The organism is Bradyrhizobium sp. S3.7.6, from assembly GCF_054061875.1.
The window spans coordinates 2,103,344-2,128,625 of record NZ_JBSSEQ010000001.1; the positions used below are offsets into that span (position 1 = coordinate 2,103,344).

Sequence of the window (25,282 nt, forward strand, 5' to 3'; positions counted from 1 at the left end):
GATTGGGTTGGGTGTATGGCTGACGGGGCTAGGTATTCGCGCGCGCTGATTTTGGGCGCGTCGGTGGTTTCAATTGCGGCGGTGTCGCCGGTGAGCAGCTTTGCGCAGACCGCGGATCAAACCGCGCAATCATCCAAGCCGGCGAAGCCCAAGCAGGCCAAGCGCAACCCGGCCAAGCCGCAAGCTGTTCAGCAGCAGCAGGCCAGCACCAGCGTGTGGGATGCACGCGCGCAGGCGATCGTCGGTGTTCAGGCGCTCGACACCATCACGGCTGCCGCCTCCAAGACCGACGAGCGCGCGGTCGACGCGCTCGCACCGGTCAGCGTCGTGACTTCGGCGCAGATCGAAAGCCGCCAGGCCAGCACGGTCGGCGATCTCATCTATAATGTGCCGGGCGTATGGGTTCAGAACCGCGGCGACGAGCCGTCGACCTCGATCAATATCCGCGGCTTGCAGGATTTCGGCCGCGTCGCCGTCGTCGTCGACGGCGCGCGGCAGAATTATCAGCGCACGGGCCATTTCGCCAACGGCTCGTTCTTCCTCAACCCCGAACTGATCAGCGGCATCGACATCGTTCGTGGTCCGACCGCCAACATCTACGGTTCCGGTGCGATCGGCGGCGTGGCGTCGTTCCGCACCAAGGATATCGAGGACGTCGTGCGTGCCGGCGAACGTTGGGGTGTTGACGTCAAGACCATTCTTGGCAGCAATTACGGGCGAGCGCTCGGTTCGGCCTTCGGCGGTGTTCACGTCAATCCAAATGTGGACGTGTTCGCGGGCGGCACCTATTCGACGCAGGAGAGCTACAAAGACGGCACCGGCTTCGAGGTCGCCAACACCGGCAACCGGCTCACCAGCGGCATCGCCAAGCTGACGGTGCGCCCGGCCGATGGGCACGAGATCAAGCTCGGCACCATCTTCCAGGAGGACATCTACAGCGTGGGTCAGCCGCCACGCCGTGCCGGCGATCCCAACTCGACCAATGCGAACGGCGCCAACAACCTGAGCGGCACGTCGATCTACAGGTCCGACGTCAAGAACTACACCACGACGCTCGGCTGGAAATATTCGCAGCCGGATGACCAGTGGTTCGACTGGGATGCGAAGGTCTACTGGAATCGCACCGAGAACGACCAGGTCAAGACCGCGCATACCAGCACGACGCCGTCGGTCTTCTGCAGCGGCGTGCCCGGCAATGCCGTGTCCGGCTGTATCGGCAGCAACCGTGGATATCTGCTCGATACGGTCGGCGTCGACGTGTACAACACCACGCGCTTCGATACCGGCAGCTGGCGTCACGCGGTGACCTACGGACTGGACGCGTTCCAGGACAAGGTGTCGACGCAGGACAGGACCGGCACGTCGGAAGTGACGACGCCCGGCGGTCAGCGTACGGTCTCCGGCGGTTTCGTGCAGTGGAAGGCCAATTACACCTCCATGCTCGAGGTGATCGGCGCGCTTCGTTACGACAATTATCAGCTCTCCTCGGCATCCTCGTCGTCCGGCGGCGACCGTTTGTCGCCGAAGATCACCGTCGGGCTCGTTCCCACGGCGGTCGTGACGCCCTATGTCAGCTACGCCGAAGGTTATCGCGCGCCGTCGATCACGGAAACGCTGGTCAGCGGTCCGCATTCGGGCGCGACGGTCAACGACTCGTTCTTCCGCTGTCCGTCGGGCACGCCGGGTCCGGGAGCGGATTCGACCTTCTGCTTCGTCCCGAATCCGAATCTGCGGCCCGAGGTCGGCAAGAACAAGGAGATCGGCTTCAACATCAAGAAGAACGATCTGTTCACGGCGGGCGATACGCTGCGCGGCAAGATCAACGTGTTCCGCAACGACATCTCCGACTTCATCGATCAGGTCGCCTATGGAAATCCGCTGGTGGTCCCCACCGGCCCGCCGCCGGCGCCCTCCATCACCGTGCTTCCGTTCCTGCAATATCAGAACGTCGCGTCCGCCCGCATCCAGGGTTTCGAGGCCGAGGCGATGTACGACGCGAACACCTGGTTCTTCGGCCTCTCCGGCAGTTACCAGAACGGCAAAAACCTCCAGACGGGATTTGGCCTGTACAGCGTTCCGCCGCAGAAGGTCACGACGACCGCCGGCGTGCGGTTGCTGGACCGGACCCTGATCCTCTCGGTGATGTGGACGTCGGTGATTGCGAACACCGACATCCCGCCGACCTATACGCCGGCGACGTCGTACGATCTCGTCAACCTCTACGCCCAGTATCAGCCGCGGCCCGATCTCACGCTCAACTTCTCGGTCGAAAATCTTCTCAACCAGTACTACCGGCCCTACGCCATTCCGGTCGGCAGTACGGGCGATACGCAAAACGACGTGAAATGGGCGAGCGCCGGCCCCGGGCTCGTGGTCAAGGGAGGCCTGAAGTACCACTTCGGCGGCATCTAAGGAGTACGCCGACGACAGCAAACGGGACGCCGTATTCACCGCCAGAGCCACGCTGATGTCCCAGCGTGGCTTCGGCACGTTCTGAAACATCCGCTCGGCATTCGCCGATCAACAAGACTGACAGGAGAAAATCTGATGTTCATCGCCATGAATCGTTTCCAGGTGAAGCTCGGCTCGGAGGCTGCTTTCGAGACCGTCTGGCGCACCCGCGAATCCTATCTCGGCAGCATGGCCGGCTTCGTTGAATTCCACCTGCTGAAGGGGCCGGCGCTCGAGGACCACACGCTGTATTCTTCGCACACGGTCTGGGTCGACAAGGCGGCGTTCGAGGCCTGGACGCGGTCGGACGAATTCCGCCGCGCCCACGCGCGCGCCGACAACAAGACCGGCGAAAGCCTCTATCTCGGCCATCCCAAGTTCGAAGGGTTCGAGGTCATCATGACCGAGCGCAAGACGAACGCGGCCGCCTAGATCGCGGCGGATCAGGAAAGGGAGCCGGACATGCTGAGCACCGATCTCGCCGATCTCAAGGCGTACATGGCTGACAATCCCGGTGCGGTGATCGAGGACGTTGCGCGCGAGCGCAAGGTCACTCCGCGGGCGGTGATCGAGGCGCTGCCGTCGTCCATGGTGCGCGTTGGTGGCGGCGAGCATTTCGCCGCCGCCATGCAGGACATCGCCGCGTGGGGCGAGGTCACGCTCATCGTGCACACGGATGACGCGATCTTCGAGTTCACGGGCGCGGTCCCGGCGGGCGAGGTCGGCCGCGGCTATTTCAACCTGATGCAGCCGAAGGGATTGCACGGCCATCTCCGCCACGAGCGCTGCGCGGCCTTGGCCTTCGTCGAACGCCCCTTCATGGGCAAGACCTCGGCCTTCGTTGCGTTCGTCAATGCCGACGGCGGCATCATGTTCAAGGTCTTCGTCGGCCGCGACGAGACCCGGGCGCTGCGGGCGGACCAGCTCGTGCGATTCCGGCAGCTGGCGGACCGGGTCGCGGCGCAAGGCGTGGCATAATTTCCTTCTGTCTGTCGGGAGATCAGGATGCAGAGCAATTTTGGGCTTCGGCATGTGATCCTAACAATTGGGCTGGTGCTTGCGCCGGCCCCGGCCTTCGCGATCGACGAAGCGCTGTTGCCGCGCAATCTGTCGCCCTGGGGCATGTTCCTCGGTGCCGACATCATCGTGAAGACGGTGATGGTCGGGCTCGCCATCGCCTCGCTGGTGACGTGGACGGTGTGGCTCGCTAAGACCATCGAGCTGCGCCGCAAGAGCGCGCTCGCCGTGCAGCGGACGCGTGCGCTCGAGGGCAGGATGAAGCTGGCCGAGGCGGCGGAGCGGACCGGCGACGCGCATGATGCGGTCGCCCAGCTCATCCAGTCCTGCGCCAAGGAGGCGGAGCTCTCCGGCGGCATTGTCGATGACGGCCTCCAGGAGCGCGTCGCGCTGCGGTTGGAACGGGTCGAGGCCGCGATGTCCAGGCAGATCGCGCGCGGCACCGGCGTGCTCGCGACCATCGGCGCCACCGCGCCGTTCGTCGGCCTGTTCGGCACGGTCTGGGGCATCATGAATTCCTTCATCGGCATCTCCGAGAGCCACACCACGAGCCTTGCGGTGGTCGCGCCCGGCATCGCCGAGGCGCTGCTTGCGACTGCGCTCGGACTCGTCGCCGCGATCCCGGCCGTGGTGATCTACAATCAGCTTGTCCGCGGCATCGCAAATTACCGGGCGTTGCTCGGCGACGCTTCGGCGCAGCTCATGCTGCTGGTCAGCCGCCAGCGCGACCACAGAGAGTTCCGCCTGGCGCGGGCGGCGGAGTAGGCCATGGCCGCGAAGCTCGGCGCACGCGGGGGATCGCCGCTGAGGCGCGGCGACCCCGGCGATCTCGACGTCACCCATGAGATCAACGTCACGCCGTTCATCGACGTGATGCTGGTGCTGCTGATCATCTTCATGGTGGCGGCCCCGCTCGCCACCGTTGACATCGGCGTCGAGCTGCCGGCCACCGCCGCCGAGCCGGCGCCGCGGCCGGACAAGCCCACCTTCGTGACGGTGAAGCCGGATCTCACCGTCGCCGTCGGCGAGGAGACAATGGCACGCGAAGGCCTCGTCACGGCGCTCGATGCCGCCACCAAGGGCCGCAAGGACGAGCGCATCTATCTCCGCGCCGACAAGGCTGTCTCTTATGGCGACCTGATGGAGGTGATGAACACCTTGCGCAATGGCGGCTATCTCAAGGTCGCCCTGGTCGGCCTCGACGGACGCAGCTGATGTCGGCGAGCGCTTTTGCCCTGCATGAACCGCTCGGCGAGCGCGAAACGGCGCGTTGGGGCGTTTCGGCCGCGGTGATCGTGGCGTTGCATGTCATCGCTGCGGTGATCGCGATGAATTGGGTGCGGTCGCAACCGGAGCAGGGCGTCACCCTGCCTGCGGTCATGATCGATATGGCGCCGATCACGTCGGCGCCTCAGGCGACGCCGGATGACGTGGTGCCGGGGCCGGTGATGAAGGAGGCCGATGCCTCACCGCCGGAGCCGATGCAGCGGCAGGCGGTCGAGGAGACCATCGCGCCGACACCGCCGCAGGAGAAGCCCGACGTGGTGGCGCCGCCGGAGCAGAAGCTCGAGCCGACACCGGCCAAGCCGGAGCCCGCGAAAATCGTGCCGCAGGAAAAGCCGGCGCCCGAAAAGCCGAAAGTAGTTCGTCCGGAGGCAAAGAAGCCGTCGAACGCGACGCCCGCGCCTCGCAACAGCGCGCCGCCGCGCGCCGAGCGGGAGGCGCCTGCAGCGTCCGCCATGAGCGCGGGCGCGGTCGCATCGCTGGTTGCGACCTACAATCAGCGCGTCCGTGCGCACCTGATGCGCCTTCACTCCTATCCGTCCGGCGGCAACGGTCAGCGCGGGCTGGTCCGGGTGAGTTTCACGATCGGCCGTAACGGCCAGGTCACGTCCAGCCGCATCGCTTCGTCCGGCGTTGCCGCGTTCGATGCCAAGGCCACGTCGATGATCCACCAGGCCTCGCCGTTCCCGCCGATCCCGGCGGAGATCAAGAACAGCTCGATGAGCTTTACCGTTCCGGTGGACTTTATCGTGCGGTAGCCCGCTCTTTCTACCTCGCCCCGCGTGCGGGGAGAGGGTGGGGTGAGGGGCGGTCTCCGCGCACTCATCGAGAGTGTGGGAATGGAGTTCTATCCTCGTCATTGCGAGCGCAGCGAAGCAATCCAGACTGCCTCTGCGGAGAGACTCTGGATTGCTTCGCTGCGCTCGCAATGACGGAGGGTGAGGCGCCACTGTCGGTTCCTTCCCTCTCCCCGTAAGAACGGGGGAGAGGGAGAGGAGAGAGCGTCGGCTTACTTCGCCTTCAGGAAATCCGCGACCTCGAGCAGCATGAACTCGTCGTCGTCGGCCTTGTTGGGATCGCGGCTGGACGAGAACGGCAGATTGTTGTCGTTGCCGACGATGATGTGGGTCTCGTCGACGCGATCGACGTTCTCGATGGTGAAGAACGGGAAGGTGTAGACGCCGTCATTGAGCGGCTTGCGGGCCTTCTTGTCGGGGTCCTGGATCTTCATCAGGTCGATATAGCCGATCTTGCGCACGGGCTTGCCGACATTGGCGTCGGTCAGCTCGATCTTGTAGACGCGCTTGAACTTGGCGATGTCGGGGAAGCAGTTCTCGCCGCGGGTGCCTTGCGGGCAGGCCTTGTCGGCGGTGCCTTCGCCGTTGTCGCGCTCGATGATCAGGCCGCCGGTCGGGTCGATCATGTTGAAGTCGCCGATGGCGTTGCCGTTCTGCTCGAACACATACTGCCAGTAGCGGCCGGTGAATTTTTCGGCAGCGACGTCGAATTCGAGGATGCGGCAGGCTTCCTTGCCGTCGACCTTCTCCCAGTCCTTCTTGTCGGCGTCCCAGATCGGGCCCTCGAGTAGGCCGTAGAGGAACTTGCCGTCCTTCGAGGACGCAAAGCCCTCATAGCCCTTGGAGCGACGGAGGTTGACGTTGGTGTAGGTCGCGCCGGGTGCGCCGGGTGTCGCCACGGCCCAGTTGTCCGGCGAGCGCACCGGCTTGCCGTCGGTAACCGTCTCGAACACGCCGAGGATCTTGCCTGATTTGTCGGCCTTCAGGATATAGGGGCCGAACTCGTCGCCGATCCAGAAGGTGTCGCCGATGATCTGGAAACCCTCGGTGTCGAAATCGGAGCCGGTGAGATAGCGCTTCTGCGTATCCTCATGCACGATGCGGAACGGCACCTTCTTGTCGGGATCGTGCAGGAAGATGGTTTCCTGGCGCTCGATCTTGCCGCTCGCCCAATCCATCTTGTAGCGGTTCAGGTACAGCATCGAATCCGGCGAGTTGGCGCGCGCGCCCATGCCGTTGTCGGTGATGACCCAGTAGCTGCCGTCGGGCATGTGCTTGATGCCGGAATGGCCCTGCAGCGGCTGGCCCTTGAACGGCAGCGACACGCCGGTCGCACGCTCATAGGACTTGCCCATCACGGTGCCGAGCGCGTCGACGCGCTTGCCGGTGGTGTATTTGCCCGAGGTCTTGAGATCGGCAGGCGCGTCGGCCGGCGCGTCGATGAAGGTCGCGGCCGGCATCACCACGTGGCCGGCGAGCTTCGCCGGGAATTCGCCCTCGTTCTGTGCAAGCGCGGTGCTCGCGGTGAGAATGATCGTTGCGACGGTGCTGAGAAAAGTCGCGCGCATGTGCGTCTCCTGTTAGTGGACGACGCCTTATGCGGATCGCATGTTGCAGTTTTGTGAAACCGGGCGAAACGCCGCAGCAGCTATTGTTTCGGCGGTGTCGGAGAGGGCGCCGGAATCTCGAAGCTGACGGTCTTGCTATCGATCACGCGGTGCGTGGGATCGGCCAACTCGAACAGTACCTTGTGCGGGCCCGGAGGCAGTCCGACCACGATCACGGTCTCGCCACTGGCATCGACAAAATGCCAGGGCGCATCATCGACCGTGATGTGGATGTGACCGATGCGCGGCGACACGTCGAGCGCGCCCTTGCCGAACACCGGTACGATCCGGAGATTTTCCGTGGTGTACTGGATGAAGACGAGGCCCTGCGCCAGTTGTTCGGCCAGCGGTGGATCGACGATCAGGCGGGCGGGCGCCTGCTTGTCGATGGCAACCAGCGGAGAGGGCCCGCGCACGTCGCGGGCGCTTTGGGCGACGGCGGCTGCCGCAAACATTGTGGAGACCGCCAGAGCGGCCACGACGTCGAGGGCCGCGTTCATGTTCGTTCCTTCCAGGTTATCAGGCGATCTTGCGGCCGAGGAAGTCGCGGATCAGCGGAACCATCTCGTCGAATCTGTCCTCGAGCGCGAAATGACCGGTGTTGATCAGGTGAAACTCTACTTGCGGCAGGTCGCGCTTGTAGGGATGGGCGCCGTCGGCCGGGAAGATGAAATCGTTCTTGCCCCAGACGATCAGCGTCGGCGGCTTGTGCTTGCGGAAGTAGGCTTGCACCGCGGGATACAGCGGCAGATTGGTCCGGTAATCGTAGAACAGGTCCATCTGGATATCGCTGTTGCCGGGCCGGTCGAGCAGCGCCTGATCTTGTACCCAATTGTCGGGTGAAATCCGACTTACGTCCGACATGCCGTCGGTGTACTGGAATCTCGTCGTTTCCAGCGTGACCAGCTTCATCAATGCCTGTCGGCTGGTATCGGACCCGTCGGCCCAGTATTGCTTGATCGGATTCCAGAACTCCTTCAGCCCTTCGTCATAGGCGTTGCCGTTCTGCACGATCAGGCCGCTGACGCGCTCGGGATGCTTGAGCGCCAGCCGCCAGCCGACCGGGGCGCCGTAATCCATCACGTACATCGCATAGCGGGTGACACCAAGTTGGCCGAGCAGGCCGTCAACGAGTTCGCCGAAGCGATCGAAGGTGTATTTGAACGACGTGCGCGGCGGCATGTCGCTCTGGCCGTAGCCGGGATAGTCGGGAGCGATCACGTGATAGCGGTCCGCCAAAGCCGGGATCAGGTTGCGAAACATGTGCGAGGAGGTCGGAAAGCCGTGCAGCAGCAGCACCACCGGTGCATCCTTGGGCCCCGCTTCGCGGTAGAAGATCTTGATCCCGTCGACGGATTTGGTTCGATAGTAGACGACCGGATAAGAACCGGTGGCGCCGCGGCTGTCGCGCTGCGGTTTCGCCGATGCATCCGGTGAAGCGGTGGCAACGGCCATTCCGGATAGTCCGGCGACCAGGCGACGACGATCAATGTGGCTCTGTGGCGGCGGGACGTCTGCACTTTTCATGTCGATCTCCTGTCAAGAATCGATAGCTCGCAGACGTCCTTCGTCCGCCGCTTCAAACGCCTTCGTAGACCAGCCGGGTGAAGAAGCCGGGATCGATCACGAACTGCCCCCATATCGCATCGAAGGCCGCGGTCGGTTTGGCGGCCACGGCTTCGTCCCGCGTTCGTCCCTGGCTCTTGAGACGGGCGACGTTGTCTCGGATTGTGATCAGCATGTCGCGAAACGCCTGGAGTTCGGCTCTGTTGCCGACCGGCTTGCCGTGACCGGAGATCACGATCGTATCCTGTCCGGTCGCTGCGAGATTGGCTTCGGAAGCCGCGATCATCCCGTTGATGCTGCCGCCGGTCGAGTAGTCGATGAACGGATAGATGCCGTTCCAGAAGGTATCGCCGACATGAACGACGTTGGCTTCTGCAAAAGTGATGGAGATGTCGCTATCGGTATGCGCGGGCCCGTAATATTTCAGGTCGATCGAGCTTCCATTGAGCCTGAGCTTGTGGTTGCCGGCAAAGACTTCACTGGGGATTCCGCCCGCGCCGAGCGGAAGGAAATTGTAGTCCCAGTCCTCTACGCGCTGAACTTCGAGGAGGTACTTTCGCGTGTTCTCCTGCGCGATGATCCTGGCGCCAGCGGAATGGAGCCATTCGTTGCCATCGGCGTGATCGAAATGCCAGTGGGTGTTGACGAGATGGGTGACGGGATCGGCGCCGAGATCGGCCATCGCTTTGGTGAGCTGGGGACGCGAGACGCGGATGCCGGCATCGACTAAAACCTTGCCGTCGGGACCGGTCAGGACCGCGACATTTCCGCCGGAGCCTTCGAGCACGGCTATGTTGCCTCGGAGTTTGTGCGTGGTGATCGGCGATGTCGCCGCACTGTCCTTGATCAGGCTGACAAGGCCTCGCGCTTCAGCGTAGGCCTGCCGCGGCGAAAGCCAACCGTTAGTAGCGGCAATCGTCGCGCCGCTCAGGCAGCAGAGACAGAAATTGCGGCGCGACAGCAGGGCTCTGGTCTCTAACTCCATAGCGTCCTCGATTGACGGCCGGGCGACGGCATTCAAAACGCACGGCGGCTTTGCGCATATCCACCGCGTAGCCGATTGTCGCTGTAGGGAGCAGACGGTATGCTTGAGAAGCACCTTCTCAAGATATGGAAAGCGTATCCGATGGACCGGTTGGAGGCAATGTCGGTGATCGTCGCGGTCACTGAGACAGGAAGCTTTTCAGCCGCTTCGCGGCGCCTCAACACGCCGGTCGCGACAGTCAGCCGCACGGTCGCCGAGCTGGAGGCGCGGTTGAAGGCCCAACTATTTCAGCGATCCTCGCGCCAGATGAAGCTGACCGATGTCGGACGATCCTACATCGAAGCCTGCAAGCGCATTATCGGGCAGGTAGACGACGCGGAGCGCGAGGTCTCCGGCGAGTACAGGATTCCGAAAGGAGATCTCGCGGTCACGTCGCCCTGGGGGCTCGGACACATGCACCTGTTGCCGATCGCGCTCGAATTCATGGATGCCTTTCCAGACATCGCGCTACGGCTCGTCCTGACCGACCGCATTGTCAACACGGCCGAGGAGAATATCGACATTTCGGTCCGCATCGGCAACCTCCCGGACAGCAACCTGATCGCGACCCGAGTCGGCTCGGTCCGGTTCGTGCTCTGTGCGAGTCCCAGTTATGTTGCCAAGCACGGCCAACCGAAGGTGCCTGCCGATCTGGCTGCTCATGACTGTATCAGTATCGACAGCCTCGCGGCTCAGCGGAACTGGAAGTTCGTCATCGACGGCCGCGAAGTAGCGGTGCCGATCCGGTCGAGATTGACTTTGAGCGACTCCGAGGCTGCGGTCGAAGCCGCGATCGCGGGTGCCGGCATCACCCGCGTCATGTCGTACAAGATGGAAGCCGCACGGCGCGCCGGAAAGCTCGCTTTGATGCTGGAACCATTCGAACAGGCGCCATGGCCGGTGCATATCGTCTACGCGGAGCGCAAGCCCGAGCCACTCAAGCTCAGATCTTTTCTCGACTGGGCCACGCCGCGCCTTAAGGAGCGGCTCGCTTAGCTCGTGTTACTCCTTCACCGCGCCGGTCAACGAGGAGACGTAATAATCCACGAACAGCGAATAGAAGATCGCAACCGGCAGCGAGCCGAGCAGCGAGCCGGCCATCAGCGCGCCCCACTGGTAGACGTCGCCGGTGACGAGCTCGGTCAGGATCGCGACCGGCACGGTCTTGTTGGCGCCGCTCTGGATGAAGGCGAGCGCGTAGATGAACTCGTTCCAGGACAGCGTGAAGGAGAAGATGCCGGCCGAGATCAGCCCGGGCACCGCCAGCGGCAGCGTGATCCGCCGCAGGATCTGCAGGCGCGTGGCGCCGTCGACCAGCGCGCATTCCTCGAGCTCGTAGGGGATCGACTTGAAATAACCGATCAGGAGCCAGGTGCAGAACGGCACCAGGAAGGTCGGATAGACCAGGATCAGCGCCAGCGGTGAGTCGAACAGGCCGAACTGCACCACGACGGTGGCGAGCGGGATGAACAGGATCGAGGGCGGAACGAGATAGGCGAGATAGATGCCGAGGCCGACATAGGGGCTGCCGCGGAAGCGCAGCCGCTCGATGGCATAGGCGGCGAGCGTGCTCGCGATCAGCGACAGCGTGGTCGACCCGATCGCCACAATCATCGTTGTCCACAGCCAGCGCGGATAGGCGGTGTCGAACAGCAGGTGCTTGACGTGAGCCAGCGTCGGCGAGGTGATCCAGAACGGGTTGTGATCCTTGAAGTTCATCAGCTCGGCGTTCGGCTTGAACGACGTGATCGCCATCCAGTAGAACGGAAACAGCAGGATCAGCACGAAGCAGCCGAGCGGCAGGTAGATCATCATCAGCCGCCGCAGCCCGGAATCCCAGGCCATGGTATCGGGCGCCGCCTTCGCGTCGGCCACGGCAGGTTGGGCGACGGTATCAGTCATTGCTCTCTCCCTGCTGCCATTTGCGGCGCGCCAGGCCGAAATATGAGAACAGCGTCGCGAACACCAGGAACGGGATCATCGACACCGCGATCGCGGCACCTTCGCCGAGCTCGCCGCCGGCAATGCCGCGCTGGAAGGCCAGTGTCGCCAGCAGATGGGTCGAATTGACCGGCCCGCCGCGGGTGATGGCATAGACGAGCTGGAAGTCGGTGAAGGTGAAGATGATCGAGAAGGTCATGACGATGGCGAGGATCGGCATCATCATCGGGAAGGTGATGTAGCGGAAGCGCTGCCAGGCGCTGGCGCCGTCGAGCATCGCGGCCTCGTAGAGCGAAGGCGAGATGGTCTGCAGGCCCGCCAGCAGCGAGATCGCGACGAAGGGAATGCCGCGCCAGATATTGGCGGCGATCAGCGAGAAGCGCGCCGGCCAGGGCGCGCCGAGGAAGTCGATATTGGTGGTGCGCCAATGCAGCACGTCCACCAGCAGGTAGGAGATGATCGAGAATTGCGGATCGTAGATCCACCAGAACGCCAGCGCCGAGAGCACCGTCGGCACGATCCAGGGCAGCAGCACGATGGCGCGGAGCAGGCTCTTGAACGGAAAATGGTTGTTGAGCAGCAGCGCGAGCCAGAAGCCGAGCGCGAACTTTCCGAAGGTCGCGACCGCCGTATAGAACACGCTGTAGAACACCGCGCCCCACCAGAGGGGATCGGTGAGCAGATACTGGAAATTCTCAAGGCCCACGAAGACGCCACGTCGGCCGATCGTGGTGTCGGTGAAGGCGAGCCAGATGCCGAGACCGAGCGGATAGGTCAGAAACACCGCGAGGAGCCCGATCGCGGGCGCCAGGCACATCACGATCAGGAACGGCTTGTAGTCGAACAGCCGCACCAGCCAGGATTGCTGCCGGTGCGCCAGTACGGGGGAGGAGAGGGTGGTCACGGACATCGGGTCGTTGTCCTGTTCTAGGCTGTTACCACACCGCCATTGCGAGCGAAGCGACTTGTCCGCCGTAGCTTTGGCGAAGGCAGAAGCAATCCAGTCTGTCTCCGCAGTTGCAGTCCGGATTGCTTCGTCGCGTCGCTCCTCGCAATGACGGCCGCGTTGTCGTCGGCCGCTACCTCTGTCTGCGGAAGTACCGCTTGCAGCGCTGTTCCGCTTCCGCAGCCGCGGCTTCGGGCGTCGCCGCACCGGTCGCGACCGAGGCGAACATCTGCACCGTCACATAGTCCGCGCGAACAGCACCGGTGGCGGTCGAAATCGGACCCTTGAAGCCGGCGTAATACGTGCTGTTCATGGTGTCCCTGAAGATCGCGACCTTGGGATCGCCCTTCCACACCGCCGCATCGGCGTAGGCCGCAAGCGGTTGCGACCAGTAACCGCTGTTGGCGTTGAGCCACGGCTCGTACTGGTCCTTCTCCAGCATGAACTGCAGGAAGGCCTTCGCCGCGTTCGGATACTGGCTGTGCTTGAACACCATGGCGTTCAGCGTCAGTCCCGACATCGGCGAGATCGGTGCAAGGCCCTTCGGCAGCAGCTGATGTTCGGAATCCTCGGCGATCGCCGCGGTCGCCGGATCGTTCTTCAGCGAAAAATACAGCGAGACGCCGTTCGCCGTCAGCCCGATTTCCTGCGAGGAATAGGCGCGATTGTTGCTGACGTCGTTCCAGGACGGCGTACCGGCGATGAAGGTCGGGTAGAGCTCCTTCACGAAATTCAGCGCCGCGATGGTCTCCTTGCTGTTGATGGTGACATTGCCTTCCTCATCCAGCAGCGAGGCATTGTGCGACCACATCATCCAGTCCGCAAAGCCGTTGCCGTCGCCGACGGCATTGCCCAGCGCAAAGCCCGCGGGCTTGCCGGCTTTCTGCAGCTTCTTGCAGAGGTCGAGGAGTCCGGCATGGTCCTCCGGCGCCTTGTCGAACCCGACGGATTTGAGGATGGACTTGCGATAGATCAGGGGACCGGCGGTGGCCCCGAACGGGAGCCCGATCCAGGTATCGCTCTTGGCCTTTTTGCCGTAGGCCTTCGCAAGGTTCTGCCAGCCGCCATACTTCTTGCCGAGATAGTCGGCGACGTCGGTCAGCTCGATCAGCTTGTCGACATAGATGTGCGGCGCGTCGGAGAAGCCGATGATGATGTCGGGGCCGGCGCCGGAATTCGAGGTCACCGCGGTCTGCTGGTTGATGTCCTCCCAGCCGACGAAGTCGACCTTGACCTCGACCCCGGTCTCCTTGGTGAATTTTGCCGCATTGGCGCGGAACACGTCTTCGTCGGCCTGGACGAAGCGCACCGGCCGCAGCATGCGCAGGGTTGCGCCTTTTTCGATCGGCAATTTCGGTGCGGGGACGTCCGCGGCCTTGATCGCGGATTGAGCGTGCGCTGCAACACCGGTTGCCGCGAGCGCCGTAGCGGACAGGCCCAGAGCCAAGGCATCACGACGGGTGATGTCGTTCCTCATCAGTTCCTCCCTATGATGTCTCCCTTCCCGGCGTTGATCGCCGGTGAAGGGCCGTTCCGATTCCCGGCGCGTTTTGCGGCCGGCCGCCTAGCTGTTCGGTCCGCGATCCATGCTGACGGGCTGCCAGCGGCGGAGCGCGGTGTTCTGCAGCACCGACGGATTGACGCAGCTTACCGGCCACATGCCCTGAAGCACCAGTGACAATTCGTAGCCCACGCGGCGCTTGCGCGCCTCGTCGAACCGTGCCGAGGCCGAGGCGACATGGGCGGTCAGCGTCACGTTCTCCATGCTGAGGATGGGATTGTTGTGCGAGGGGGGCTCCTTCTCCAGCACGTCGAGGGCGGCGTGGGCAATCCAGCCCTCCTGGAGCGCCTTGATCAGGCTTTCCTCGTCGACGGTGGCGCCGCGGCCGGTATTGATGAAAACCGATCCCTTCTTCATCTGCCGGAAGTGCTTCTCGGTCAGCATGTGATGCACCTCGGGCCTTGCAGGGGCGTGCATCGAGACGAAGTCGGATTGCGACAGCACCTCGTTCAGCGTCGCCGGGATCACGCCATGGTCGTACATCAGCGTTTCCTGGATGAAGGGATCGTAGGCCATCATGCGCAGGCCGAACGGGGCGGCGCGCTTCGCAACTGCACGCGCGACGCGGCCGAACGAGATGAAGCCGAGCGTCTGGCCCATCAGCCGCGGGATCTTCAGCAGCGCTGGCCGGCCTTCGGCCCAGCGCCCGTCGCGTACCATCCTGTCCTGCTCGACCAGGCGGCGGAAGCCGGCGAGCAGCAGCATCATGGCGTGGTCGGCGACCTCCTCGATGAAGGTATCGGGAATGTTGGTAACGGGAATGCCGCGGGCGGTCGCGGCCTTCACGTCGACGCTGTCGACGCCGACCGAGCCGAGCGTGATCACCTTGCAGCTATCAAGTGCGTCGATGATCGACTTGGTGATGGGGATGCCCTTGGCGTAGATGGCATCGGCGTTTTTCGCGGCGGCGATGAACTCGGCCTCATTGGCGGGGGCTTCGACGATCTCGGCATCGATCGGATCGAGCGCCTCTCGCTCGAAGGAATAGTCGCTGCCTGCGACCGTGAAGCTCGCGCCCTTCGGCGTCACCACCCTGTATTTCGGCATTTCCTGCTCCCGATTTGGTCTGTCGGTTCTTGTTGTGACCCGCACCTTGTGGGCGGGCCTTTGCGTCTTTTACGCGAAATCGGAGCGGTCGCGTACAATCGTCGGTTGCCGCTGCGGCGATTTATTCGACTGTTTCGGCCTTCCGTCCGGGCTTCTACGGAGCCGCCCGTAACAGGTTGATAAGAGGTCACACACTAAAAGTTGAATCAAATTTATCGATTCCCTTGCGCGCCCGTATCCCATTATTGCCGGAGCTGTCCCGTGAAGTTGAGCAATCTGAAGATCGCCCCGAAGCTCGGTATCCTTGTCGGCGTCACCCTGTTGGGCCTTTGCGTCTCCGGTGTTCTCGCCGGCTATCTGATGAAGCGCGAGATGGTCAATGCGCGCATCGACCAGGCCAAATCGATCGTCGACCTCGGTCGCAACTACGCCGCGGCGCTGAAGAAACGCGTCGATGCCGGCGAGCTGACGAAGGATGCGGCGATGGCCGACCTTCGCCGCTACGGCAACGCGATGACCTACGACAACGGCTCGGGCTACCTGTTCGGCACGTCCTATGACGGCATCACCCAGCTCGCGCCCGATCCGAAGCAGATCGGTAGCAACCGCATGGATGTCGTGACCAACGGCCGCAAGCTCTCCGTCGAGCTGATGGACGGCGTCAAGGCCAACGGCTCGATCCTGCTCTATTATGATTACGTGAAGCCCGGCCAGGAGACGCCGATCAGCAAGATCGGTTACGCCGTCGCGGTGCCCGGTTTCGACATGTATCTCGGCACCGGCGCCTATCTCAGCGACATCGACGCCAAGATGGGCCCGGTCTACTGGCTGCTAGGTCTTGCCATGCTCGGCATCGTCATCGTCGCCGGCGGCGTTGCCTGGCTGATCAGCCGCGGCATCAGCCGTCCGCTGGAGCTGCTCGGCGCCCGCATGAAGGATCTCGCCGACGGCAAGCTCGAGGGTGAGATTCCCGGGGTTGGTCGCGGCGACGAGGTCGGCGCGATGGCTTCGACCGTCCAGATCTTCAAGGACAACGCGGTCCGCATCCGCGGCCTCGAGAAGACCGAGGCCGATGCCAAGGAGCGTGCCGCGGCGGAACGTCGCAGCGCGATGGAGGGCATCGCCAGCGATTTCGAGCGCAGCGTCAACGGCATCGTCCGCTCGGTCTCCTCGGCCGCCGCCGGCATGCAGAGCACCGCGCAGTCGATGACCGCGACGGCCAGCGACGCCTCGTCGCGTGCGGCGACGGTCGGCGCCGCCTCGCAAAAAGCCTCCGGCAATGTCGGCACGGTTGCCGCGGCCGCCGAAGAATTGTCGAGCTCGGTTGCGGAGATCTCCCGCCAGGTCACGCGTTCGACCGAAGTCGCGAGCCGGGCCGTCAGCGATGCCGAGCGCACCAACGCCACCGTACAGGTGCTCTCGACCGGCGCCGAGAAGATCGGCGAGGTCGTCAAGCTGATCCACTCGATCGCGGCGCAGACCAACCTGCTCGCGCTCAACGCCACCATCGAAGCGGCGCGCGCCGGCGAGTCCGGCCGGGGCTTCGCGGTCGTGGCCTCCGAGGTCAAGGCGCTGGCGAACCAGACCGCGAAGGCGACCGAGGAAATCTCCGCCCAGGTCGCGGCGATGCAGACCTCGACCAGCGACGCGGTCACGGCGATCTCCGGCATCACCCAGACCATCGCCGAAATGAGCGAGATCACCGCCGGCATTTCTGCCTCGATCGAGCAGCAGGGCGAAGCGACCCGCGAGATCGCCCGCAACATCCAGTCGGTCGCGGCCGGCTCGAACGAGATCAACGCCAATATCGGCAGCGTCACCTCGGCCGCGGAAGCGACCGGCACTGCCGCGACCGACGTACTCACCAACGCCCGCGAGCTGGACAGCCAGTCCGGCGCGCTGCGCAGCGCGGTCGACGGCTTCCTCGCCAAGGTCCGTGCGGCGTAAGGCCGAACGCACGGAATTCGTAGGGTGGGCAAAGGCGCGCAAGCGCCGTGCCCACCTTTTTTCATTTTCAACTTTTCGGCTGTCATGCCCCGCGAAGGCGGGGCATCCAGTACGCCGCGGCCCATCGGGTCAATCACCAACGTCTCGGAATACTGGATCGCCCGCCCCAGTGCGCAATTGCGCACAAGGCGGGCGATGACACCTTCCTAGACCCCCTACTGCTTCTCGATCTTCGCGTTCGTGATCAGCTTCTCCCACAGCACCAGCTGCTCGTTCACGAACGTGCCGAGCTGCTCCGGCGTGCCGGAGAAGGCGTCCATGCCGAGCGTGGCGAGCTGGGCCTTGATCTCCGGCTTCTCGACGATCTTCCTGATCTCGGCGTTAAGTCTGGTCACGATCTCCTTGGGCATGCCGGCGGGGCCGAAATAGCCCTGCCACGACGAGATGTCGAAATCCGGCACGCCGGCCTCCTGCATCGAGGGCAGGTTCGGCACCAGCGGCGAGCGGTCCTTGGTGGTGACGGCGAGCGCGCGCAGCGCGTTGCCGTTGACGTGCGGCAGGCCGGTCAGGATGTCGACGAACATCATCGAGACGCGGCCGCCCATGACGTCGTTGAGCGCCGGCGGCGAGCTCTTGTAGGGCACGTGCAGGAGGTCGAGCCCGGCATTGTGCGCAAAGGTCGCACCCGACACGATCGCCGAGGACGAGCCCGACGCGTAGCTCAGCTTGCCCGGATTGGCCTTGCCGTAGGCGACGAGCTCGCCGACGGTCTTGGCCGGCACCTCCGGGTGAATCACCAGCATGAAGGGCAGGTCGCCGGTCCGCGCGATCGGGGTGAAATCCTTGACGGGATCGTAGGTCAGGCTCTTGAGCAGGTAGGGATTGGCCGAATGCGTGGTGTTGGTCGTCACCAGCAGCGTGTAGCCGTCGGGGGCGGCGCGCGCCACATAGGTCGCGGCGATCATGCCGTTGGCGCCCGCCTTGTTCTCGATCACGATGCCGACGCCGAGTGCCTGCGACAAATGCTGCGAGATCAGCCGCGTAGTGGTGTCGGTGCCGCTGCCGGCCGCGAACGGCAGCACCAGCGTGATGTTGCGGCTCGGATAATTGTCGGCCTGCGCGGCGGATGCGGCGGCGAGACAAAGTGCGGCTGCGCCGGCTGTGCGCAGAGCGCGGATCAGTGATGACAGCATGTCTGGACGTTCCCTCTTTTTCGTTGGCGGGGAACCTAGCTTCTCTTCGCAAAAATCGGAAGACGGGAGTTTGCTGCCCACCTCGCGGAATTATTTCACCGCAGAACCCTGGCGAGAGGCGAACACGACGCCGGCGAGCACGAGCGTATAGCCGATCAAATGAAACGGCTGGAGTTTTTCGCCGAGCAGGACGATCGCCATCGCCGAGCCGAACACCGGGACCAGATGGAAGAACGGCGCGGCGCGGTTGGGGCCGATCAGCGCCACGCCGCGGTTGAAGAAGAGATAGGCCAGCGTCGAGGGAAAGATCAGGATGTAACCCAGCGTCGCCAGCGTCACCCCGTCGAGTTGCAGGACACGGCCGCTTAGGGCTTCCCAGATCGCGGCGGGCAGCAACATCGTCGCGCCGCAAAAGGTGGTGAAGGAGAGAAACGAGAGCTGGTGGATCTTCGGCCGTCGCGGGATGAAGGCGGAGTAGAGCCCGAACGCCACGAGCGAAGAGGCGAACATGATGTCGCCCCTGTTGAAGCTGATGCTCGCGAGCGCGGCGAGATCGCCGCGCAGGATGATGATCAACACGCCGAGAAGCGAGATCGCGATGCCGGCGAGCTGCGCGCCCGTCAGCCGCACGCCGAACAGCACCAGCGACCACAGCGCCACGAACAGCGGTCCGGCCGACTGGATCAGCAGCGCGTTCAGCGCCTCCGTGTATTGCATCGCCCAGTACGAGATCGCGTTGTTGAAGGCAAAGCCGACCAGCGACAGGAACAGCATCAGCGGCAGGCTCTTGCGCAAATTCGGCCAGTCGCGCTTCAGATGCGGCCATGAGAACGGCAGCAGGATCAGGAACACGCCGAACCAGCGGATGGTGGTCACCGTCAGCGGCGGCACATGCGCGCCGACATGGCGCGCGAGCACGATGTTGCCGGCCCAGAACAGCGAGCTCAGGCTGAGCAGCAGGTAAGGCTGGTTGTTGAGCCAACTGGCCGGATTCGAGGCCTTTGGCGCGGGCGAAACAATCGTCATTGGCGTTGGATGCGACCTTGCGCCGGATTCTTGTTGTGACACAAGTCTCGCGGCCGCAAGGCTACAATGCAGGCATGGCTTGAGGAGGTGTCATTGGCGGTTAATATGTTGAACATCGAGGGCCTGGAGCGGCTCGATGCAAATGCACCGGTGGTGATGCTGAACCTGATGCGTTTTCACGCGCACTCGCGCGATGGCGACGGTTCGGGCTGGGACGCATATCTTCGTTACAGCGCGATCACGGTGCCCATGATCAGGGCACGCGGCGGCACGCTGCTGTGGACCGGCGAAGCCAAGGCGGTCGCGCTCGGCCCGCAAGATGGCGACGACTGGGATTTCGTTGCGCTGGTCTATTACCCAACGGTTGCGGCTTTCATCGACATGATGACGTCGGAGGCTTACGAGACGCAGGCCGACCCGCATCGCGTCAACGGCTGCGCCGAGCACGTGATCATCGCGACGAACGAAGCGTACAGCAAGTTCAGGACGAAGTAGCGCTGTCGCGCGGCACGCTCTTCTCCTCTCCCCTTGTGGGAGAGGGTGGCTCGCCGCGTAGCGGCGAGACGGGTGAGGGGTCTCTCTCCGCGAGTCCGCCTCTCGATTTGAGTCTGCGGAAGCAACCCCTCATCCGGCGCTTCGCGCCACCTTCTCCCACAAGGGGAGAAGGAAGAAGCTACGTCGCCTGCTTCCTTGACGCCACGAATACGCCGGCCAGCACCAGCGCAAAGCCGATGAAATGGAACGCCTGCGGGTGTTCGCCGAGGAACGCCATCGCCATGATCGAGCCGAACACCGGCACGACGTGAAAGAACGGCGCGGCGCGGTTGGCGCCGATCAGGCGCACGCCGCGATTGAAGCAGAGATAGGCGAGCGTCGAGGGGAACACCGCGACATAGAACAGCGTCAGCAGGTTCGGCCCGTCGAGCTTCATCACCGGACGCGCTGACAGCTCCCAGATCTCCAACGGAATCAGGCAGGCGGCGCCGGCGCCGAAGGTGAAGGCGAGGAATGACAGGCCGTGCATCGGCGGCCGCTTCAGGGTCAGCACCGAATACAGCGCGAAGATGATCAGCGCGACAATGAAGATGAGGTCGCCCTTGTTGAACGCGATGTTCGACAACGTGGTGAAATCGCCATGCAGCAGGATCGTCAGCACGCCGCACATCGAGAGAGCCACGCCGAACGCCTGTGCCGCGGTGAGGCGGACGCCGAGGATCGCCAGCGACCACAGCGCCACGACCAGCGGCGCGGCCGACTGCAGCAGCAGCGTGTTGAGCGCCTGGGTATGTTCCAGCGCCCAATATTGCAGCGTGTTGAAGGCGCCGATGCCGGTGATCGACAGCACGATCATCAGGCCGAGCCTGCTGCGGATCGCGGGCCAGTCCTGGGCGAGATGTTTCCAGGCGAACGGCAGCACCAGCAGGAAGGCGAAGGTCCAGCGCAGGAACGACAGCGTCACCGGCGGGATGTGGCCGGCGGCCAGCCGCCCGACAATGGCGTTGCCGGCCCAGCACATCGCGGTGATGCTGAGCAGGAGATATGGCTGGTTGGCGATCCAGCCGTGACTGGATGATTCGGTGCTCGTGGTCTGGCCGGTGGCGGACATTGTGGTTGTTATGGCCCCCGCGTGGAGTACGCCGAGGCACCGGCCCGGCAAGCTCGGGCCGGCTGATAGCCCGGCATGCCCAAAGACACGGAAATCGAAGTGGCATCAACGGGGGGCGGACGCATCGCGACCATGCAGCGGCGGATCAGCCTCGCGCTTTGGCCGAAGCTTACGAAATGGCCATGGAAGGCTTCTGGATTTTACGGGGATATCAAAGGGTTAAAGTGCGTCTTGAGCCCCGAAAAAGCCCCGTTCTTGCTTGCCTAGAGAGGCTGCTTCCTTTATCCGGTTGGCTGCCTCGCGTGCGAACGGCTCCGGCCGTCAGCTGGGCTGGCGCATCTAAAATCTTCAGAGGATTACCCGCGAATGGCCAACGTTGTCGTCGTCGGAGCCCAGTGGGGCGACGAAGGGAAGGGCAAGATCGTCGACTGGTTGTCGGAGCAGGCGGACATCGTCGTCCGCTTCCAGGGCGGTCATAACGCCGGCCACACGCTGGTCATCAACGGCAAGACCTACAAGCTCGCGCTGCTACCCTCCGGCGTGCTGCGCGACCAGAAGCTGTCGGTGATCGGCAACGGCGTGGTGTTCGATCCGCAGGCCTTCCTCGACGAGGTCACCAAGCTGCGCTCGCAGGGCGTCGCGATCTCTCCGGACAATCTGCGCGTCGCCGAGAACGTCACCCTGATCCTGCCGCTGCACCGTGAGCTCGACGCGCACCGCGAATCCGCCAATGCGGCAACCGCGATCGGCACCACCCGCCGCGGCATCGGACCGGCCTATGAAGACAAGGTCGGCCGCCGCGCCATCCGCCTGATGGACCTCGCCGATCTCGACACCCTCCCGCACAAGATCGACCGGCTGCTGGCGCATCACAATGCGCTGCGCCGCGGCTTCAACCTGCCGGAGTTCGACGGCAAGGTGATCCTGAAGGAATTGACCGCGCTGGCGCCTCAACTGCTGCCTTATGCCGAGACGGTGTGGCGGCTGCTCGACATCAAGCGGCGCGAAGGCAAGCGCATGCTGTTCGAGGGCGCACAGGGCGCGCTGCTCGACGTCGACCACGGCACCTATCCCTACGTCACCTCGTCCAACACGGTGGCGGCGCAGGCCGCGACCGGCTCGGGCCTAGGCCCCGGTGCGGTCGGCTATGTGCTCGGCCTGTGCAAGGCCTATACGACCCGCGTCGGCCAGGGCCCGTTCCCGACCGAGCAGGACAACGAGATCGGCCGCAAGATCGGCGAGCGTGGCCGCGAGTTCGGCACCAACACCGGCCGTCCGCGCCGCTGCGGCTGGTTCGACGCCGTGCTGGTCCGCCAGGCGGTCCGGACCTGCGGCATCAACGGCCTGGCGCTGACCAAGCTCGACATCCTCGACGGCTTCGACACGATCGAGGTCTGCACCGGCTACAGACTGGACGGCAAGGAGATCGACCACTTCCCGGCCGGCGAGGGCGCCCAGGCCCGGGTCGAGCCGATCTACGAGACCATCGAGGGCTGGAAGGAGCCGACCGCCAATGCCCGTTCCTGGGCGGACCTGCCGGCCCAGGCCATCAAATATGTCCGCCGGATCGAGGAATTGGTGGGGTGCCCGGTCGCACTGCTTTCCACCAGCCCGGAACGCGAGGATACTATTCTGGTGCAAAATCCGTTTGAGGCTTAACGATATCTTACCGGGACGTGCGCTAGTTGAGTTGAAATGGCTGATTACTATCCGCTGATCGCCCGCGCTATTTCCGCCCTGGACCCCAACGCTCCCGGCGAAAGCCGTCGCGCGCTCTATGAGCGTGCGCGCACGGCCCTGATCGCGCAGCTCCGCAGCGTGCAGCCGCCGCTCTCCGAATCCGAGATCACCCGCGAACGGCTGTCGCTGGAAGAGGCCGTCCGCAAGGTCGAATCGGAGGCCGCCCAGCGCGCCCGGGAGGCCTCGCGCCCCGGTCCCGGTGGCGGCGCCCGCAGCGGCGGCAGCGGGGACGCCTTCCGCCGGGCCAGCACCCGCGCCGCCGAGGGCAACCCGCCGCCGTCTCAGCCGGCCGCTCCGCGCACCCGTCCGGCTCCGCCGCCGCCGCGTGCCGACCGACCGTCCTTCAATGTCGATGACCAGGGCGACGCCCCGCGTGCGCCGCGGGCCCCGCGTTTCGACGCGCCGCGCCAGCCGGGTCCCCCGGCAGCGCCGCCGATGCCGGAGCCGCCGGCTGCTCCCCCGGCCGGACGCGATCGCCCGCCCGGGCGCCGTCCGCCCGACATCGGGCCGCCACCGCCTCAGCCGCCGGCACCGGGCGTACGCGGTTTTCGCGACATCACCGCCGACGTGAACGATCTCGGCAGCGCTGCCGCGCAGGCCAACCGCGCCGCGCGTCGCACCTACGCCAATGTGCCCTCGCCCTCGCCGGAGTTCGACCGGCTGGAGCCGAGCCTGGAAAATCGCGCCGGCGAGCAGGACGCGCCCTATTCATACGACGAGTCGATCGAGGAGGCCGAGCGCTACACGCCGCAGCCGCCATCGTCGCGCCCGCGCGTCGCGCCCGAGCGCGAAGCCAAAAAGCGCGCCCGCACCGGCTCCGCCTTCCCGTTCAAGAGCGCGATCGCCGTCGGCATCGTGCTGATCCTGGTCGGCGCCGGGATCCTCTGGGGCAAGCCCCTGATCCAGACCGTGAGCGGCCTGTTCAAGTCCTCGCCGACCCAGGTGGTGGAGGCGCCGAAGGATCCGGCCCAGCCGCAGAGCAAGCCCAAGATTCCGGATCGCGTCGGCCAGCCTTCGGCCAGCGACCAGCCGGTCGCGCCGGTGGCGCAGAAGGTCGTGCTCTATGACGAGGATCCGTCCGACCCGAAGGGCAAGCAATATGTCGGCTCGGTGGTGTGGCGGCTCGAGCCGATCAAGGCCTCGGGCAACCAGAAGGCCGACGTCGCCGTGCGCGCCGACATCGAGATCCCCGACCGCAAGTTCAAGATGACGATGTCGTTCCGCCGCAACACCGACTCGTCGCTGCCGGCGAGCCACACCGCGGAATTGACCTTCATCCTGCCGCCGGACTTTCCGGGCGGCAGCATCTCCAACGTGCCGGGCATCCTGATGAAGTCGAACGAACAGGCGCGCGGCACGCCGCTCGCGGGCCTCGCGGTCAAGGTCACCGACGGCTTCTTCCTGGTCGGCCTCTCCAATGTCGACGCCGACCGCGCCCGCAACGTCCAGCTCCTGAAGGAGCGCTCATGGTTCGACGTGCCGCTGGTCTACGCCAACCAGCGCCGCGCCATCATCGCCATCGAGAAGGGCGCACCCGGCGAGCGCGCCTTCAACGATGCGTTCGCGCAGTGGGGCGACTAGAGCGTTTTCGAGCGAAGTGGATACCGGTTCGCGTCAAGAAAACGCGTCAAAACAAGAATCTAGAGCCCCGTTCCGATTCCATAGGAACGGGAAAGGCTCTAGGGCCGGCGCGTGACCGATCTTCACCTCTCCAGACGAGAGAGGTGAATCGAACTCTCAAACGATCCGATCGGGATTGAACCGGCGCTACTGCGCCGCCGCCTCCCGCTTGCGCGCGGCCGCGTGCTCGCGGTCCATCACGGCGCGGCAGCCAGGGCTGACCTGCGCCTTCTTCTGCACCATGCAGGCCCTGACGCGCGAGATGTCGGGAATCTCACTGGAGCACAGCCGCATCGCATCACCTGTGCACATCTGCTGTGCTTCGGACGAGAAGGCGAGGCCGGGCGATGTCTGGAGTACGATGGCGGTGGTTGCGAAAGCGAAGAGCGAAACGATGGTCGTGTAGCGTGTCATGACGAATGCGTCCCCGAGTTCCGTGGTTTGAACCACTTGGTTTTGGGGCGCCGCACGCGGCTTGATCTGCCGCATGTCACAGCCTTCACGCCGGGAACTTTGGTCCCGCATGTGGTCGCTCGATCTCTCGTGGTGTTCGAATCGAAAAGTGCTGCGCCGCCCGATTCGAGTATGCGCGATTGTCACACGGCCGCAATGGTCCGCTCGAATGAATTCGCAATTGTTGCGTGTCCGTCACGCAGCATGCGGCGCGAGATCAGATCAACCGATCGGACGACGCGTTCGCTTCTTCCGCATCGCTCGCTGCGGGGTGTTCCTCGACGGCCGTGACGCCTTTCGCAGTGAGCTCGAACAGATCGCCGTCCTTCATCACGTAGCCGTCGGCGATCAACTCGCCGATCTTGCCGTGCCGGTCGTCGGCAAAGGCGACCGACTGGCTGATGTCCCGCAGGATCGAGAGCTGTTCCTCGCGCAACATGGCTTCACTCTCCGTGC

Annotated in this window: 24 protein-coding genes; 11 read left to right on the forward strand and 13 right to left on the reverse strand. The window is 64.3% G+C overall.

Annotated features, from left to right (window positions below; translation table 11 throughout):
- The first annotated feature begins 15 nt into the window (after positions 1–15).
- From ACVJ5M_RS09955 to ACVJ5M_RS09980, 6 genes are all read left to right on the forward strand, one after another.
- Positions 16–2,412 (forward strand): TonB-dependent hemoglobin/transferrin/lactoferrin family receptor, encoded by a 2,397-nt coding sequence (locus tag ACVJ5M_RS09955; protein ID WP_354098299.1) that lies wholly within the window; start codon positions 16–18, stop codon positions 2,410–2,412.
- 135 nt (positions 2,413–2,547) lie between these two features.
- A complete protein-coding gene (locus ACVJ5M_RS09960; protein ID WP_063981154.1) occupies positions 2,548–2,883 on the forward strand; it encodes an antibiotic biosynthesis monooxygenase family protein in 336 nt (111 codons plus the stop codon).
- A 30-nt stretch (positions 2,884–2,913) separates the two neighbouring features.
- Positions 2,914–3,429, forward strand: coding sequence for a heme utilization cystosolic carrier protein HutX (gene hutX / locus ACVJ5M_RS09965; protein ID WP_063981155.1), 516 nt, complete (start codon positions 2,914–2,916; stop codon positions 3,427–3,429).
- A 27-nt stretch (positions 3,430–3,456) separates the two neighbouring features.
- Positions 3,457–4,233 (forward strand): tonB-system energizer ExbB, encoded by a 777-nt coding sequence (gene exbB, locus ACVJ5M_RS09970; RefSeq protein WP_063981156.1) that lies wholly within the window; start codon positions 3,457–3,459, stop codon positions 4,231–4,233.
- A 3-nt stretch (positions 4,234–4,236) separates the two neighbouring features.
- On the forward strand, positions 4,237–4,683 hold the full coding sequence (exbD, locus tag ACVJ5M_RS09975) for a TonB system transport protein ExbD (RefSeq protein ID WP_063981157.1): 447 nt from the start codon (positions 4,237–4,239) through the stop codon (positions 4,681–4,683).
- Positions 4,683–5,510 carry a TonB family protein gene (locus ACVJ5M_RS09980; protein ID WP_063981158.1) on the forward strand — a complete coding sequence of 276 codons (828 nt, stop codon included), beginning with the start codon at positions 4,683–4,685 and terminating at the stop codon, positions 5,508–5,510. Before exbD ends, ACVJ5M_RS09980 begins: the two co-directional genes overlap by 1 nt.
- A 251-nt stretch (positions 5,511–5,761) precedes the next feature.
- Here ACVJ5M_RS09980 and ACVJ5M_RS09985 read toward each other — a convergent pair whose 3' ends face one another.
- The 4 genes from ACVJ5M_RS09985 to ACVJ5M_RS10000 form a co-directional block, all read right to left on the reverse strand.
- Entirely contained in the window at positions 5,762–7,117 is a 1,356-nt protein-coding gene (locus ACVJ5M_RS09985) for an esterase-like activity of phytase family protein (RefSeq protein ID WP_283017552.1), read from the reverse strand.
- An 80-nt stretch (positions 7,118–7,197) separates the two neighbouring features.
- Positions 7,198–7,656 carry a DUF6130 family protein gene (locus ACVJ5M_RS09990; RefSeq protein ID WP_063981160.1) on the reverse strand — a complete coding sequence of 153 codons (459 nt, stop codon included), beginning with the start codon at positions 7,654–7,656 and terminating at the stop codon, positions 7,198–7,200.
- A 19-nt stretch (positions 7,657–7,675) separates the two neighbouring features.
- Entirely contained in the window at positions 7,676–8,683 is a 1,008-nt protein-coding gene (locus tag ACVJ5M_RS09995; protein WP_283017551.1) for an alpha/beta fold hydrolase, read from the reverse strand.
- 52 nt (positions 8,684–8,735) lie between these two features.
- On the reverse strand, positions 8,736–9,707 hold the full coding sequence (locus ACVJ5M_RS10000) for an MBL fold metallo-hydrolase (protein WP_063981162.1): 972 nt from the start codon (positions 9,705–9,707) through the stop codon (positions 8,736–8,738).
- Between the two features lie 141 nt (positions 9,708–9,848).
- Between ACVJ5M_RS10000 and ACVJ5M_RS10005 the strand changes: the two genes are divergently transcribed.
- The gene (locus ACVJ5M_RS10005) at positions 9,849–10,742 is read left to right on the forward strand and encodes a LysR family transcriptional regulator (protein ID WP_063986097.1); all 894 of its coding nucleotides are present in this window, start codon (positions 9,849–9,851) and stop codon (positions 10,740–10,742) included.
- Positions 10,743–10,748: 6 nt separating this feature from the next.
- Here the strand turns inward: ACVJ5M_RS10005 and ACVJ5M_RS10010 are convergent, their stop codons facing one another.
- The 4 genes from ACVJ5M_RS10010 to ACVJ5M_RS10025 form a co-directional block, all read right to left on the reverse strand.
- Positions 10,749–11,648: a carbohydrate ABC transporter permease gene (locus tag ACVJ5M_RS10010; RefSeq protein WP_063981163.1), complete on the reverse strand. Its 900-nt coding sequence runs from the start codon at positions 11,646–11,648 to the stop codon at positions 10,749–10,751.
- Positions 11,641–12,597: a carbohydrate ABC transporter permease gene (locus ACVJ5M_RS10015; RefSeq protein WP_063981164.1), complete on the reverse strand. Its 957-nt coding sequence runs from the start codon at positions 12,595–12,597 to the stop codon at positions 11,641–11,643. Before ACVJ5M_RS10015 ends, ACVJ5M_RS10010 begins: the two co-directional genes overlap by 8 nt.
- A 169-nt stretch (positions 12,598–12,766) precedes the next feature.
- Entirely contained in the window at positions 12,767–14,110 is a 1,344-nt protein-coding gene (locus ACVJ5M_RS10020; protein WP_063981165.1) for an ABC transporter substrate-binding protein, read from the reverse strand.
- A gap of 87 nt (positions 14,111–14,197) precedes the next feature.
- Positions 14,198–15,241 carry a C-terminal binding protein gene (locus tag ACVJ5M_RS10025; protein ID WP_028151051.1) on the reverse strand — a complete coding sequence of 348 codons (1,044 nt, stop codon included), beginning with the start codon at positions 15,239–15,241 and terminating at the stop codon, positions 14,198–14,200.
- 261 nt (positions 15,242–15,502) lie between these two features.
- Between ACVJ5M_RS10025 and ACVJ5M_RS10030 the strand changes: the two genes are divergently transcribed.
- Entirely contained in the window at positions 15,503–17,188 is a 1,686-nt protein-coding gene (locus ACVJ5M_RS10030) for a methyl-accepting chemotaxis protein (protein WP_063981166.1), read from the forward strand.
- A gap of 215 nt (positions 17,189–17,403) precedes the next feature.
- Here ACVJ5M_RS10030 and ACVJ5M_RS10035 read toward each other — a convergent pair whose 3' ends face one another.
- On the reverse strand, positions 17,404–18,381 hold the full coding sequence (locus ACVJ5M_RS10035; protein ID WP_063981167.1) for a Bug family tripartite tricarboxylate transporter substrate binding protein: 978 nt from the start codon (positions 18,379–18,381) through the stop codon (positions 17,404–17,406).
- Positions 18,382–18,471: 90 nt separating this feature from the next.
- Positions 18,472–19,407 carry a DMT family transporter gene (locus ACVJ5M_RS10040; protein ID WP_063981168.1) on the reverse strand — a complete coding sequence of 312 codons (936 nt, stop codon included), beginning with the start codon at positions 19,405–19,407 and terminating at the stop codon, positions 18,472–18,474.
- Positions 19,408–19,512: 105 nt separating this feature from the next.
- On the opposite strand from ACVJ5M_RS10040, the gene ACVJ5M_RS10045 reads away from it, so the two are divergent.
- Positions 19,513–19,902 carry a DUF1330 domain-containing protein gene (locus tag ACVJ5M_RS10045; RefSeq protein WP_187388043.1) on the forward strand — a complete coding sequence of 130 codons (390 nt, stop codon included), beginning with the start codon at positions 19,513–19,515 and terminating at the stop codon, positions 19,900–19,902.
- A 178-nt stretch (positions 19,903–20,080) separates the two neighbouring features.
- Here the strand turns inward: ACVJ5M_RS10045 and ACVJ5M_RS10050 are convergent, their stop codons facing one another.
- Positions 20,081–21,013 carry a DMT family transporter gene (locus tag ACVJ5M_RS10050; protein ID WP_063981169.1) on the reverse strand — a complete coding sequence of 311 codons (933 nt, stop codon included), beginning with the start codon at positions 21,011–21,013 and terminating at the stop codon, positions 20,081–20,083.
- Positions 21,014–21,379: 366 nt separating this feature from the next.
- Between ACVJ5M_RS10050 and ACVJ5M_RS10055 the strand changes: the two genes are divergently transcribed.
- Together ACVJ5M_RS10055 and ACVJ5M_RS10060 are read left to right on the forward strand one after the other, a co-directional pair.
- Positions 21,380–22,672, forward strand: coding sequence for an adenylosuccinate synthase (locus ACVJ5M_RS10055; RefSeq protein WP_354099860.1), 1,293 nt, complete (start codon positions 21,380–21,382; stop codon positions 22,670–22,672).
- Between the two features lie 36 nt (positions 22,673–22,708).
- Positions 22,709–24,334, forward strand: coding sequence for a hypothetical protein (locus ACVJ5M_RS10060; protein WP_283017549.1), 1,626 nt, complete (start codon positions 22,709–22,711; stop codon positions 24,332–24,334).
- 186 nt (positions 24,335–24,520) lie between these two features.
- On the opposite strand, the gene ACVJ5M_RS10065 is transcribed toward ACVJ5M_RS10060, so the two are convergent.
- Together ACVJ5M_RS10065 and ACVJ5M_RS10070 are read right to left on the reverse strand one after the other, a co-directional pair.
- Positions 24,521–24,787, reverse strand: coding sequence for a hypothetical protein (locus ACVJ5M_RS10065; protein WP_028151045.1), 267 nt, complete (start codon positions 24,785–24,787; stop codon positions 24,521–24,523).
- 256 nt (positions 24,788–25,043) lie between these two features.
- Complete coding sequence (locus ACVJ5M_RS10070) at positions 25,044–25,265, reverse strand: hypothetical protein (RefSeq protein ID WP_283017548.1); 222 nt, start codon at positions 25,263–25,265, stop codon at positions 25,044–25,046.
- Positions 25,266–25,282: the final 17 nt, after the last annotated feature.

What these genes read in the sequence shown, in the direction of transcription:
- ACVJ5M_RS09955 (WP_354098299.1), top strand. Translation starts at nt 16, where the DNA reads ATGGCTGACGGGGCTAGGTATTCGCGCGCGCTGATTTTGGGCGCGTCG.
- ACVJ5M_RS09960 (WP_063981154.1), top strand. Translation starts at nt 2,548, where the DNA reads ATGTTCATCGCCATGAATCGTTTCCAGGTGAAGCTCGGCTCGGAGGCT.
- hutX (WP_063981155.1), top strand. Translation starts at nt 2,914, where the DNA reads ATGCTGAGCACCGATCTCGCCGATCTCAAGGCGTACATGGCTGACAAT.
- exbB (WP_063981156.1), top strand. Translation starts at nt 3,457, where the DNA reads ATGCAGAGCAATTTTGGGCTTCGGCATGTGATCCTAACAATTGGGCTG.
- exbD (WP_063981157.1), top strand. Translation starts at nt 4,237, where the DNA reads ATGGCCGCGAAGCTCGGCGCACGCGGGGGATCGCCGCTGAGGCGCGGC.
- ACVJ5M_RS09980 (WP_063981158.1), top strand. Translation starts at nt 4,683, where the DNA reads ATGTCGGCGAGCGCTTTTGCCCTGCATGAACCGCTCGGCGAGCGCGAA.
- ACVJ5M_RS09985 (WP_283017552.1), bottom strand. Translation starts at nt 7,117, where the DNA reads ATGCGCGCGACTTTTCTCAGCACCGTCGCAACGATCATTCTCACCGCG.
- ACVJ5M_RS09990 (WP_063981160.1), bottom strand. Translation starts at nt 7,656, where the DNA reads ATGAACGCGGCCCTCGACGTCGTGGCCGCTCTGGCGGTCTCCACAATG.
- ACVJ5M_RS09995 (WP_283017551.1), bottom strand. Translation starts at nt 8,683, where the DNA reads ATGAAAAGTGCAGACGTCCCGCCGCCACAGAGCCACATTGATCGTCGT.
- ACVJ5M_RS10000 (WP_063981162.1), bottom strand. Translation starts at nt 9,707, where the DNA reads ATGGAGTTAGAGACCAGAGCCCTGCTGTCGCGCCGCAATTTCTGTCTC.
- ACVJ5M_RS10005 (WP_063986097.1), top strand. Translation starts at nt 9,849, where the DNA reads ATGGACCGGTTGGAGGCAATGTCGGTGATCGTCGCGGTCACTGAGACA.
- ACVJ5M_RS10010 (WP_063981163.1), bottom strand. Translation starts at nt 11,648, where the DNA reads ATGACTGATACCGTCGCCCAACCTGCCGTGGCCGACGCGAAGGCGGCG.
- ACVJ5M_RS10015 (WP_063981164.1), bottom strand. Translation starts at nt 12,597, where the DNA reads ATGTCCGTGACCACCCTCTCCTCCCCCGTACTGGCGCACCGGCAGCAA.
- ACVJ5M_RS10020 (WP_063981165.1), bottom strand. Translation starts at nt 14,110, where the DNA reads ATGAGGAACGACATCACCCGTCGTGATGCCTTGGCTCTGGGCCTGTCC.
- ACVJ5M_RS10025 (WP_028151051.1), bottom strand. Translation starts at nt 15,241, where the DNA reads ATGCCGAAATACAGGGTGGTGACGCCGAAGGGCGCGAGCTTCACGGTC.
- ACVJ5M_RS10035 (WP_063981167.1), bottom strand. Translation starts at nt 18,381, where the DNA reads ATGCTGTCATCACTGATCCGCGCTCTGCGCACAGCCGGCGCAGCCGCA.
- ACVJ5M_RS10040 (WP_063981168.1), bottom strand. Translation starts at nt 19,407, where the DNA reads ATGACGATTGTTTCGCCCGCGCCAAAGGCCTCGAATCCGGCCAGTTGG.
- ACVJ5M_RS10045 (WP_187388043.1), top strand. Translation starts at nt 19,513, where the DNA reads ATGTTGAACATCGAGGGCCTGGAGCGGCTCGATGCAAATGCACCGGTG.
- ACVJ5M_RS10050 (WP_063981169.1), bottom strand. Translation starts at nt 21,013, where the DNA reads ATGTCCGCCACCGGCCAGACCACGAGCACCGAATCATCCAGTCACGGC.
- ACVJ5M_RS10055 (WP_354099860.1), top strand. Translation starts at nt 21,380, where the DNA reads ATGGCCAACGTTGTCGTCGTCGGAGCCCAGTGGGGCGACGAAGGGAAG.
- ACVJ5M_RS10060 (WP_283017549.1), top strand. Translation starts at nt 22,709, where the DNA reads ATGGCTGATTACTATCCGCTGATCGCCCGCGCTATTTCCGCCCTGGAC.
- ACVJ5M_RS10065 (WP_028151045.1), bottom strand. Translation starts at nt 24,787, where the DNA reads ATGACACGCTACACGACCATCGTTTCGCTCTTCGCTTTCGCAACCACC.
- ACVJ5M_RS10070 (WP_283017548.1), bottom strand. Translation starts at nt 25,265, where the DNA reads ATGTTGCGCGAGGAACAGCTCTCGATCCTGCGGGACATCAGCCAGTCG.